This window comes from Paenibacillus sp. JDR-2 (assembly GCF_000023585.1).
Classification (GTDB): Bacteria; Bacillota; Bacilli; order Paenibacillales; family Paenibacillaceae; genus Pristimantibacillus.
In genome coordinates, this window is record NC_012914.1 from 1912603 (window position 1) to 1924146 (window position 11544).

Genomic DNA, 11544 nt, shown 5'->3' on the forward strand with positions numbered 1-11544 from the left:
TGCGGACATAGGCTGTCCCATTCAGACGTACTATAATGAGCCTATACGTTAAGAGGAGGTTGTAAGTATGCTTTATACGGCAAGACAAGAAAGATACGAATCGATGACATATAACCGCTGCGGAAAGAGCGGATTGAAGCTCTCTGCGATCTCGCTCGGACTTTGGCACAATTTTGGCGGAATTGATAAGTATGAGAATGGCAGGGCGATGGTTAGAAGGGCATTTGATCTGGGCATCACGCATTTTGACCTGGCGAACAATTACGGGCCGCCACCGGGATCGGCAGAAGAGTCATTCGGGCGTATGTTGAAGGATGATTTGAGTCCTTACCGGGACGAGTTGATTATCTCGACGAAAGCGGGATATTACATGTGGCCTGGACCTTACGGGGAATGGGGTTCCAAGAAAAGCCTCGTATCCAGTCTGGATCAAAGTTTGAAGCGGATGGGGGTTGATTACGTTGATATTTTCTATCACCACCGTCCTGACCCGGATACACCTCTAGAGGAAACGATGGCTGCGCTGGATATGATCGTCCGTCAAGGTAAGGCGCTGTATGTGGGTATCTCCAACTATAGACCGGAACAAACTCGAGAAGCGTCTCGCATCTTGAAGCAATTGGGCACTCCCTGTGTGATCCATCAGCCGAATTACTCCATGATGTCAAGATGGATAGAGGATGGCCTGCAGGAAGTTCTCGAGGAGGAGGGAATCGGATCGATCGTATTCTCGCCGCTTGAGAAAGGAATTCTTACTGACCGGTATTTGAATGGCATTACTTCTGACTCCCGTGCAGCGGGACCAAGCGTATTCTTACGTCCCGAGGATATCAACGAGACGCGTCTTGCGAAAGTCAAAGAATTGAACAAATTAGCCTTGGAAAGAGGGCAGAAACTGTCCCAGATGGCATTAGCTTGGGTTCTACGCGGCGGCCGGGTCACTTCTGCGTTAATTGGCGCCAGCAAAGTGGAACAGATTGAAGATGCCGTCGGCGCACTCGCGAATGCATCATTTTCTCAAGAAGAGTTGGATCGGATCGAGAACATTTTAAAATAAGTGAATCGGTATGATCCTTTATTTAATAATTGAATCTGTAAATATGGTATAAACGTCTTCGCAGACTGTTACGTTAACGAAGAACGACAGCTATAAAGACACCTAAGCAGCGCTAATTAATAGGCTGCTTTTTTTATTGGGAGTTTCGTCAAATATTGCCGATAATAGTAACATACATAGATTTGAAAAGGAGTATTATCAATATGAAAGCTATGGCTATAATAAGAGATTCTAGCTTTGAAAGCACTGAAGAACAGAGACTTAGTATTAGTTCTTTTTCTCAATCTGAAAACATTAATATAGCCTATTGGTATCAGATTTTTGAGGACAATTACAACGACATTTATGATACGCTACCAAAATTAGATGCAGTAATTGTAACTAAGGTGTCAAGAATTTCTAATGAGATAAAAACGCTTGATGAATTTAAGAAGATGCTAAATAAAAATGGAGTAAAATTAATATCGATGTTTAGTTAGTTTGAAGGAGACTTTCACAATAAGCTATCGCTGTACTTTAGCTCGACTCCCAACCAATCGCAACTGATGGAGGATTATTGGTTCAAATCATGCAAAAATCAGCCTCAAAAGAAGAAGCCGTGCAGTGGGTGCTGGATGATATCGGGGTGAGTCGTGTCGCTGTCGCTGGCCTACCCTAATACCGATTTCGGACCGCATCAGGCGGACTTACTGGAAGGTGTTCTTTAATTCGTTGCTTGTTGCTTGAGCAAAGTAACATCCTTACTGTTGGCGTCCTTATCATCGAAAGATGCGCGGAAAGTCGGGAGCAGCTGATCCGCTACCCATTTATGCTTTTCGACTGAACCATTACCAATAAAGATCTCGATATAGTATGTCTTCTCAGGCAAGCGGAGGATCCAGAATTGAGAGTACGTAACGGAGAACGGTTCATTATGGCCGGCCACAAAACCGATGAAACTGCCGTCGTTCGTCTTCAACGTACGCTTCTGAACCGTAAACCAGGACGTATGGATTTGCTTCTTCAGTTGCTCCAACGCTTCGTCATCCGTCAATGGCTTCCCGCCGTCATCCGTCCATATCGTAACATTGAAACTAGTGTTTGGATTCGCATTTAACGATCCACTCCAGTTCCAGGCTCCCGGATGGGTCTCGAATCCAAACCAACTTGCGGGAGTTGGTTCGCCTGGGTTATAAAGCGGTGCCGCGATCGACCAGCTATCCTTACTGCTGCCTATACGATGCTTGCCATCGACCAGAATATCAGCCGCTCTCGTAATACGAATCGTCTTATTCTTGCTGTCAAACTTTACTGCGGCTTCAAGTGATTCGGCAAAAACCCGCAACGGAACCATGAATGAGCCTTGCTTCTCTACCGCCGGCTGAGGTAGTTTTACAACTTTTCCGCCCACTTGCGCTTCCAGCGCGCCAAGTTTTACTAAAGCACTGTAATCCCGATACGATTTGCTATTCAATGTGAAAGACTTTTCATGGGCACTATTGAAAAATTGAATTGTCAGCTCGAACGCGTTCATTAGCACTCTAACCGGTATCATTGTGACGCCTTTTGTTTCATACATTTCTTGAACCTTTATTTCTTTGCCATTCACTAAAGCGGTATCGCTGCCCTGCTTCAGCTCAATCTCTATTCCTGCAGATTGAGCGTTGGCAGCACTTGTCACCAACGGATAAGCAGACAGCCCTCCCATTAACAGGGACACGTTAAAAATAACTGCCACCAAACTAGAAATTCCGTATTTCTTCCATTGCTGCGGCATAATTTTCAGGTGCATTATAAAGCCTACCTCCTCTTTTTCAACTTCAAAAAACTGTAAATATAGTAAAATGTTTTTACTCATTCTACTATAGTTTGGTATTAAATGTATATAACACTTCTTTATGCATATACGTCTATTGCTAACTCGTCCCTTTTTATAATAAGTCTGGTCACCTATGTCTTGAATTTGGGATCACACGTTCTTTATAATAGATCTATAATGATGATTTAGTGGAGGAGACATATGTTTCAATCTTCAATGAAACTTGATGTCGTACGATTAATTGGTAAAGAACGAGCTATAGAGCAATTAAAGTTCCTGGTTGTGCAGCAAATTAGAGCAGCCGGCGAAGAGGAAATGAATTATAGCCGATCAATTTCTGAGACTGAACAGGATTTAATAGTAGCTGCTATACCAAAGTAATTAAATAAACGGTCGGTAGTCCTAAGGGGCTTGCCGACCGTTTTATTTATTCATTAAGGCTAACGCATAATGTACATTTTTTCTGGATTGCTTTTGTTAAAGTAAAGGGCAGTTTAGAGCAAGTCTTATTCATACAAGCGAAACATGTTAGACTAAAAGGGTTCTAAATGTATTTCATGAAGGAGAGTTTGACAATGATCATTCAATTCATTCGTTATAGGTAATGTAAGGTGCAGATCACATAACCCGGCAATTTTGACAAAATGGCTAGGGTTTATTTGACTGTACCTTTTTTCATTCACCTATTATGAATGAGAGGGTGCTTCTTTGTGTTCCAAAAAAGCAAAAAGTTAATTAATGCTGCGGTATTTGAAAAGCATCAAGATATATTTAGATGTCCAATGTGTAAAAAACCAATGAAAGTCATCCATTTACAAAGTTTAGTATGCAGCAATCAACACTGTTTTGATATAGCAAAGCAAGGATATGTGAACTTATTATCCCGAGGTATTAGTACGAAGTATGATAAAAAAATTTTCGAGTACAGAAGATTAATCAGCAAAGATGGTTTATTTAATCCCTTATATGGCACGGTAAGTCGGATTATAATGAATCACCATTCAAGCCATGAACCGGTAAGGATTTTAGATGCAGGTTGTGGAGAGGGGTCACACTTAAATAACATACAAACCGAAATAAATCGAATAAAACCTTTGGATCTATTGGCTATAGGAATTGATATTTCAAAAGAGGGAATTAGTTTTGCAGCAGCAGGAAATTCAAATTCTATCTGGTGTGTCGCGGATATTGCAAACTGCCCCTTTTCAAGTCAAAAGTTCAAATTCATTTTGAACATCCTTTCACCAGCCAATTATTCAGAATTTCAGAGATTATTAAGTGATCATGGTTTGGTGATTAAAGTCGTTCCTGATCAGGACTATTTAAAAGAATTAAGAGAAATCCTTTACTTGGGGTCTGATAAGCAGACTTATTCAAATTCACTTACAATCAACCACTTCAATAAACAATTCAATTTAATTGATGTTGAAAGCGTCCGATATCAAGTGAACTTGAGTGAACAATTAATCGAACCGTTGCTGGGTATGACCCCATTATCATGGGGGACATCTGAAGAGCGAATAGAAAAAATTCTTCAGTTGAATCTGAAACAAATCACTATGGACTTTAAAGTTCTCATCGGATCAGCGAAAAATAAACCACATGATTAAATCGTTAAGCTAACGAAAGAACGTTAGTTAAGAACAACAAAATGGCAACTGATCCAATGATCAGTTGCCATTTTTGTTGTAGTAAAGGGCACGGTGAATGGAAATTAGTCCAAGGGTTACATTGTTAACCCTTCCGAGTAGTATTCGACTTCGAATCGATTTTCATTTTTATGCATGATGTACTATTTCTGGAATTATTTGCGCGTGAATCGGAGAGTCTAACGTTAAGAAAATTCGGAGGTTGAACAAAAGATGATCCGATTCGAGAACGTCAAAAAAACATACGATGACGGCTTTGAAGCATTAAAAACGATTAATTTGGAAATTAGAGAAGGCGAATTAACGGTGTTGATTGGTCCCAGCGGCTGCGGCAAATCCACTCTTATGAAGCATATTAACCGGTTGAACAACCCATCGAGCGGTAAAATATATATTCGCGACAAGGACATATCGAAAATTGATCCCGTTGAGCTGCGAAGAAGCATCGGCTATGTCATTCAGAATGTGGGGTTATTCCCGCATATGAATATTGCGAAGAACGTAGCGGTAGTGCCTAGGCTGCTGAAGTGGGATAAAGAGGTTACTGCGGGCAAGGTCGATGAGCTTCTCAGCATGGTTAATTTAGATCCCGACGTCTACAGGCATCGATATCCTTCTGAGCTGAGCGGTGGACAGCAGCAGCGGATTGGCGTTATTCGAGCCCTTGCAGCTGAACCTGATGTGATTCTCCTGGATGAGCCCTTTAGCGCACTTGATCCTATTAGCAGGGAACAGCTGCAGGATGAGTTGGTTCGCCTTCAGCAGGAGCTGAAGAAGACCATTGTATTCGTAACGCATGACATGGACGAAGCGATCAAAATCGCGGATACGATCGTCCTCATGAGAGCCGGGGAGGTTGTGCAGACCGGATCGCCTGAGCATATTTTGCGCCATCCGGCCAATGAATTTGTGACAAGCTTTATCGGCAAGAAGCATCTGACAAACGATACGCTTGATCCCGGTCTTAGTGTCGATGACGTCATGTCGGTCAACCCGGTTACGGCTTCTCCTGAACGAGGGATGGCGGCCGCTATTCAATTCATGGAGAGGCATCGGGTCGATTCCTTGATCATAGTCGGTAAAAAAAGAGAGCTGCTCGGTTACGTCTCCATTTTCAACGTTCTAAAGGGGTATAGACATGAAGATAGCCGTCTGGCCGACATCATGAAGCCATTCGTTCATGTTGTGGAATCCGGTTCATCGGTTGCGCTTGCTTTGACGCTGATGAATGAGCACGGCTTGCCGTACGTACCCGTAGTTCGGGATGGGCATCTGGTCGGACTGGTTACGCGGGGAAGTGTCGTACGGCATATGGCAGAGATCTATAATCCTGATGATATGAGTCTGGAGGAGCTTACTGCGGAAGCAGAGAAGCTGAAGGAGGAGGCTCCGCTTGAGCCGGCAGAAGCTGAGGAAGAAGGGGGAGAGCGCTCATGATGGAGTGGCTGTCTGAGTATGGATCTTTCTTGACGAGCAGACAGGAAGATATTCTGATTGCTCTTCGCGATCATATTTATATCTCTGCCGTATCCATTATTCTTGGAGCAATTGTCGCCATTCCGGTGGGCATATGGCTTGCGGGAAGCAGAATCGGCTGGCTGAACAGTATCGTATTCACCGTTGCTAATGTGCTGCAGACGATTCCAAGCCTGGCGCTGCTTGCCATATTGATTCCGCTGCTTGGAATCGGGCGTACGCCAGCTATCTTTGCGTTGTTTCTCTATTCGATTATGCCGATCATGCGCAACACATACTCCGGCTTCAAGGCCGTTGATCCCAATGTAATGGAAGCGGCTCGCGGGATGGGGTACAGCCGCTTGCAGAGATTGCTCCGCATCCAGCTTCCGTTGTCTTTCCCATTCATTATGTCTGGACTGCGCGTAACGACAGTCTACATTATCAGCTGGGCAACACTCGCGACATTAATTGGAGCAGGTGGACTAGGCCAGCTTATCTTCTCCGGTCTAGGTGTTAATCGGAAAGAACTGATAGTGACCGGTGCCATTCTGGCCGTTCTTCTGGCGCTTGCAGCAGATTATGTGCTGGGACTCGCAGAGAAATGGGTGACGGCGAAGACAAGAAGCGCTCCGGCATCCAATACGGTATAACAGCAGGGGGATGGGAATGAGACATATACGTGTTAGATTCGGACTGCTCGTCGTTGTGATCATCGCTTTCTGCTCCTTGCTATCAGGCTGCGGAAAAGGAAATACGATAATCATTGGAACTCAGACCTTCTCTGAACCAAAGATCATTGCTAATATGTACAAGCTTCTCATTGAAGATCGGACAGATATGAAGGTGAAGGTGATGCCGGATCTGGCGACTAGCACGGTTGTTCTGGATGCGTTAACGAAGGATGACATTCAGATGGCGTCGCTCTATTCGGGAATTATTCTGGATAATTACTTCCCAATTGAGCGTACGAATGATCGCGCCAGTATTCTGAAGCAGGCGCAAGAGGGCTTCGATAAGCATTATGGGCTCAAATGGTTCGATTCTTATGGCTTCGAGAATACGTATGCGTTTACGGTTCGCAAGGATTTGGCGGAGCAGGAGCAGCTTCATAAAATATCGGATGTGAAAAACAAGGCAACGTCAATGAGACTTGGTGTCGACACATCATGGCTTGAGCGTGCCGGGGACGGTTATGCGGATTTCCAGAAGGTGTACGGCATAACCTTCGGTAAGGTGTATCCCATGGAGGTTGCGCTTGTCTACAGTGCAATTGCAACGAATAAAATGGACATCGTAGTTGCCTACTCCACAGATGCACGCTTGAAGGAGTATGAATTAGTTACGCTTGAGGACGATAAGCATTTCTTCCCGCCTTACGATGCTTCCCCTGTTATTCGCAAAGAAGTATTAGAGGCGCATCCGGAGCTTCAAGAGATTATTCATCTGCTAATCGGCAAGCTGGATGCCAAGACGATTATTGATCTAAACTACGAGGTTGATGTGAATAAACGGAATGAGAAAAAGGTAGCGGAGGAGTATTTGAAACAGATTGGACTGCTGAAATAATGGAGTGAGTCGAGATGGAAATGTTTTTCCGTTATGTGAGAGAAAATTGGGCTGATCTGCTTGTTTTCACCGGACAGCATATTATGATGGTACTGATCGGCTTGCTGCTTGCGCTCGCGGTTGGTATACCCCTAGGTATATTGGCATCGCGAAATCGGGCAAGCGCAAGGATTATTCTAACGGCGGCGAATATCGTTCAAGTATTCCCGAGCTTGGCTCTCTTGGTGCTCTTGATGGTTGTCTTTGGCCTAGGGACGACAACAGTCGTTGTTGGTTTATTCTTATATTCACTGCTGCCGGTCATTCGGAATACGTTTGTCGGGCTCACTCAAGTGGATAAGTCAATCATGGAAGCTGGCAAAGGCGTCGGCATGAGCCGCCTGCAGATTATGGTTCATGTTCAACTGCCGCTCGCCCTGCCGTTTATGCTGACGGGAATACGGATCGCAGCTGTTATTGCAATTGGTGTGGCGACCATTGCCCCGCTTGTAGGAGGGGACGGTTTGGGGCGAGAAATATATTCGGGTATCAATATGAATAACTCCGCTCGTCTTTACGCGGGAGCTATTCCTGCCGCGATTCTGGCGTTGCTTGCTGACTTCGCTTTAGAACGTCTGCAAAATAGGGCGAAGGTTTCTGGAAGGTAGAATTTAATCTATAACGAAACAAAGGCAAAGGCCACCGATGATGACCATCGGTGGCCTTTGTTTATGTGGTCTTCGGTTGACGATGAATGTTCTGCTGTCGCTTGGCAATCCGTACGCTGCCGGTTTTTTGTTAAAGTAAAGGAAAGGGTAGATAATATTCGTCAATGAAGTAATTTGAGGGGCAGAATAGTTAAACCGAAACTCTTCCCGAAATTTGGAAATAAATTTGATATAATCTTCTGGGCTAGTGTTTTAGCAAGCAATCGAAGAAAATGGAGGGAAAAATGAATATAGAACTCGAAACACTGATTTATGTTTTAAGCCAACGGTTCAACACGAATATCATCTCCGCCGACTGCCAAGCTATTCCGCTCCAAGGCGGAACTGTGGGAAATGTGCACTTGTTAACGGGTATCGCCGAAACTACCGATAGCGAAAAATTACCGTACCGTATAGTATTGAAAATCCAGAATAAATGGGAGCGTTACGGCGATCCGGGTTCATGGCGTCGGGAATATGATCTCTATACGTCTGACTTGGTAGTGACGTTCTCGGAAGCCTTACGCTGGCCGTCATGTTATCACGCCGAAATTAACGACGAAGAAACCCAGACCCAATTGTGGCTGGAATATATCGATGGAGTAACCGGTTTAGACTTGACCAGTGACATGTATGAACAGGCTGCGCTGGAGTTAGGACGCTTTCAAGGCAAGCTGTATACGGAGCAGCCCGCCGTGCTGCAAAGCCTGACCAACCTGAGTCGTGCGGATTTCATGAAAAATACGTATATGCATTATCGGTCATGGCCGGTCGTCTACGACTATATACGCTCGGAGCAATGCGAATTCCCACACCACGTGCGGGAAATGCTCATCGGCATCGACGAGCAAGCAGACGAGATATTCGCCCGCATCGAAAAATTGCCCCTCGTGCTATGTCACCGGGATTTCTGGGTAACGAACCTGATTTATACGGACGGGAATATCACGCTTATCGATTGGGATACCAGCGGATGGGGATACCCGGGCGAGGATCTCGCAAGCCTGATTGCGGATGAAGCGGATATTGATCACATGGTTGAACACTACCAGCGATGCGTCCCCGCGTATTACAAAGGCTTTTCGGAATATGTGGATGTATCCCGTATCACCGATCATTGTGTCTGCGAAATAATCCTTCTCGCATTCGGATACAGGCTTGTGGAGCAGTATCTCCACGCAGAGGCTGATGACGAGAAGATGAAGTGTGTCCATACTCTCCAAAAAATCTACGAAATCAAAACCAACCCGTTGTTTAATCCAGAAATACCATTCGAATTTGTAGTAAAACCTGCTGAAGCATTGCAAATCGATCTCGTGCATAATACCTTCTCGCCTTGGGACTTTTCTCGCCCCCAACATAGAAGGTACGAGGTTCAATGCAATGGTGAAGGCGTATATCTGATTGCGTGGCATCTTGGTACTCCAGTCGGCGGTTTCCTCGTTCGATGGAACGGACCTCAGGATGAAGCAGTATCCTCTCGAATCGATGTGACTAACAGCGCCTTTCTTGAAGGTGGATTGACCATTGATAAATACCGACGCAAAGGAATCGCTACAGCAATCATACGCGAAGCAGAGCGGTTGGCAAAAGTACAAGGTTGTACCCATATTGGCATGGAAGTCGGCAGCAGCGACAATCCGGATGCGAAACGACTATATGAAAAGCTCGGTTACGCCGATTGGGGCCATGGCGACTTTACAATTAGCTGGGGGTATATGGATGCTGAAGGGAATTCCGGAGTGGAATCTGAAATTGTGACCTTTATGCATAAACCTCTACCTTAGGAGCGCCTAACAAGAAATTCGTGTTCGTAAATCTCATGAATTCTTTCCAAAACGTTCCGGGAGTGATCATTGAATTTTAATTCCGCAGTCTGACCTTTCAGCAAAAACACGCCGGTCTTATTGCGGTGTTCTCCAAGAGCCCCCTCATACAACTGGTTCGCGCCGTGGGTAGGCGGAGAGAAAAACAGCTTCATTAGCCATTTAATCACTAAGGGCAGTCCAGATTTTTTCCCTTTTCTTAGCGTATTATTGCTGCCCGGGTCAACGCTGCGAATCTTTATGCCTTCCTTGGCAAGCTGCGGTGCTATAGCTTGAGTCCACAGCGAAAGCGCTAGCTTTGAAGTAGCATAAGGTCCAAGCAGTTTACGGAAGGTTTTAGGGTGTTCCAGGATTTCGATATTAAATTCCTTCACATAGTTTAGTGCTGAAGATGAGGTGTTAATCACCGTCTTTAAGCTGCCGTTTTTTATAAGTTCCTTCAATTCCATAAGAATGATATACGGAACGACCGTCAATAGCTCATAATGCTTCTCGCGGCCTTGTTTCGAATGGCTTAGTTCAGGAAAGGACCCGCCGGCGTTGTTAAACAAAATATCGATCCGCTGCTCTTTACCTTTGATCTCTTCCAAAGTCCTTCTCAAGCTGGCATAATCAGTGAGATCTGCCGTTTTATAAACACGAAGCCATCCTTCCATGATGGCTTTTTGGATTCCCGTATCATCCGCCGGAAAGTCGGAACGGTTCAAAGCAACCACCTGCCAGTCCTCCGATAGCAATTTCCGAGTTAATTCCAACCCGATCCCGGCACTTGCACCCGTAACCAGTACGATATTTTCGCGTTTGTTCGTGTTCATTGCATGTCTCCTCCTGATATCGGGATATTTCCCTTGATAGCTCACATTCTATAAGTTCGAGTCGGCTCCAAGTCAAGCGCGGCAATAAAGTTTTTGTTCCAAGGATTGAAGACTTGACTTGGATTCAGCTCCAAGATGTATAATGTACAAAATAATCTCCGGGAGGGAACGGGATGAAGTCAGAGCAAACTTTTACGATAAAGCAAACCGCCGATAAAACTGGAATTTCCGAGGATACGCTCCGTTATTACGAGAAGATCGCGTTGCTTCCCCGGGCGGACCGGAAGGATAATGGGCATCGCGTGTACCGGCAGGAGGATATCAATACGATTCTGCTGATATACTGCCTGAAAAAAACAGGGATGCCACTCGAGGAAATGCGGCCGTTTTTGACAGTCTCCGTCGATGCCGATCCCGCGGAATATCCTGAATTGGTGAAGAAATTAAGGGACCACCGGGAAAATATCGTCAGCCAAATCACCTCGCTGCAACAGATCGTCGATTTTATCGACATGAAACTGGAAGAAGGTAGATACCGCCGGGACTGTTCGGATGAAAACCAGGACGACGCTTCAGAGAAAATAATGGGGGAACCGAAACTAAAGCCCGTCTCACCCGTCGAGATGAGCTATTTTACCGTATCGGCCAAAACGGACAAATCACCGGCTTCCGTTAGATAAAAAGGGAAT

The 11544-nt window shown here is 45.0% G+C and carries 12 protein-coding genes and 1 pseudogene; 11 read left to right on the forward strand and 2 right to left on the reverse strand.

The window, feature by feature from the left end:
• Positions 1-67: 67 nt before the first annotated feature.
• A complete protein-coding gene (locus tag PJDR2_RS08420) occupies positions 68-1057 on the forward strand; it encodes an aldo/keto reductase (protein ID WP_015843239.1) in 990 nt (329 codons plus the stop codon).
• 203 nt (positions 1058-1260) lie between these two features.
• Positions 1261-1536, forward strand: coding sequence for a recombinase family protein (locus tag PJDR2_RS08425; RefSeq protein WP_015843240.1), 276 nt, complete (start codon positions 1261-1263; stop codon positions 1534-1536).
• A gap of 224 nt (positions 1537-1760) precedes the next feature.
• Here PJDR2_RS08425 and PJDR2_RS08430 read toward each other — a convergent pair whose 3' ends face one another.
• Positions 1761-2828: a stalk domain-containing protein gene (locus PJDR2_RS08430; RefSeq protein WP_015843241.1), complete on the reverse strand. Its 1068-nt coding sequence runs from the start codon at positions 2826-2828 to the stop codon at positions 1761-1763.
• 228 nt (positions 2829-3056) lie between these two features.
• Here PJDR2_RS08430 and PJDR2_RS08435 point away from each other — a divergent pair, with 228 nt between their 5' ends.
• The 8 genes and pseudogenes from PJDR2_RS08435 (at position 3057) to PJDR2_RS33440 (ending at position 10001) form a co-directional block, all read left to right on the forward strand.
• Entirely contained in the window at positions 3057-3236 is a 180-nt protein-coding gene (locus PJDR2_RS08435; protein ID WP_015843242.1) for a hypothetical protein, read from the forward strand.
• 329 nt (positions 3237-3565) lie between these two features.
• Entirely contained in the window at positions 3566-4465 is a 900-nt protein-coding gene (locus PJDR2_RS08440; RefSeq protein WP_015843243.1) for a putative RNA methyltransferase, read from the forward strand.
• 252 nt (positions 4466-4717) lie between these two features.
• The gene (locus PJDR2_RS08445; RefSeq protein WP_015843244.1) at positions 4718-5941 is read left to right on the forward strand and encodes an ABC transporter ATP-binding protein; all 1224 of its coding nucleotides are present in this window, start codon (positions 4718-4720) and stop codon (positions 5939-5941) included.
• The gene (locus PJDR2_RS08450) at positions 5938-6612 is read left to right on the forward strand and encodes an ABC transporter permease (protein ID WP_015843245.1); all 675 of its coding nucleotides are present in this window, start codon (positions 5938-5940) and stop codon (positions 6610-6612) included. Before PJDR2_RS08445 ends, PJDR2_RS08450 begins: the two co-directional genes overlap by 4 nt.
• Positions 6613-6628: 16 nt before the next feature.
• Entirely contained in the window at positions 6629-7528 is a 900-nt protein-coding gene (locus tag PJDR2_RS08455; protein ID WP_015843246.1) for a glycine betaine ABC transporter substrate-binding protein, read from the forward strand.
• A 14-nt stretch (positions 7529-7542) separates the two neighbouring features.
• On the forward strand, positions 7543-8175 hold the full coding sequence (locus tag PJDR2_RS08460) for an ABC transporter permease (protein WP_015843247.1): 633 nt from the start codon (positions 7543-7545) through the stop codon (positions 8173-8175).
• Positions 8176-8459: 284 nt separating this feature from the next.
• Positions 8460-9464: pseudogene (locus PJDR2_RS08465) on the forward strand (phosphotransferase); the annotation flags it as partial.
• A gap of 66 nt (positions 9465-9530) precedes the next feature.
• Positions 9531-10001 carry a GNAT family N-acetyltransferase gene (locus PJDR2_RS33440; RefSeq protein ID WP_265525173.1) on the forward strand — a complete coding sequence of 157 codons (471 nt, stop codon included), beginning with the start codon at positions 9531-9533 and terminating at the stop codon, positions 9999-10001.
• Here PJDR2_RS33440 and PJDR2_RS08475 read toward each other — a convergent pair.
• Complete coding sequence (locus PJDR2_RS08475; protein ID WP_015843249.1) at positions 9998-10855, reverse strand: SDR family NAD(P)-dependent oxidoreductase; 858 nt, start codon at positions 10853-10855, stop codon at positions 9998-10000. The two genes, PJDR2_RS33440 and PJDR2_RS08475, sit on opposite strands and share 4 nt — an antisense overlap.
• A gap of 173 nt (positions 10856-11028) precedes the next feature.
• Here PJDR2_RS08475 and PJDR2_RS08480 point away from each other — a divergent pair, with 173 nt between their 5' ends.
• Complete coding sequence (locus PJDR2_RS08480; RefSeq protein WP_015843250.1) at positions 11029-11535, forward strand: MerR family transcriptional regulator; 507 nt, start codon at positions 11029-11031, stop codon at positions 11533-11535.
• Positions 11536-11544 lie beyond the last annotated feature (9 nt).